The organism is Tritonibacter sp. SIMBA_163, from assembly GCF_046535935.1.
Classification (GTDB): domain Bacteria; phylum Pseudomonadota; class Alphaproteobacteria; order Rhodobacterales; family Rhodobacteraceae; genus Epibacterium; species Epibacterium scottomollicae.
This window is the reverse complement of sequence record NZ_JAWJBP010000870.1, coordinates 1-254: the sequence shown is the minus strand read 5'-3', so window position 1 is coordinate 254 and position 254 is coordinate 1. Positions and strand designations below refer to the sequence as shown.

Genomic DNA, 254 nt, shown 5'->3' with positions numbered 1-254 from the left:
ACCGAGGCGGACATTCGCCTCTTTACCACGCTGGTGCGCTTCGACCCCGTCTATGTTGGCCACTTCAAGTGCAACAAACACCGCCTTGTCGACTACCCGAACCTCTGGGGCCTGACGCGGGAGCTCTACCAGATGCCCGGCGTCAAGCAGACGGTGAACTTCGAGCACATCAAGAAGCACTATTACGTCAGCCACACGATGGTGAACCCGACGCAGGTGGTGCCGAAGGGCCCGGCGATCGACTTCGAGGCGCC

Annotated in this window: 1 protein-coding gene; it reads left to right on the top strand. The window is 61.0% G+C overall.

What is annotated here, in order from left to right:
• Positions 1-254 (top strand): glutathione S-transferase C-terminal domain-containing protein (locus R0J92_RS24825; protein ID WP_411053645.1); only part of this gene is annotated, 254 nt, incomplete at both ends.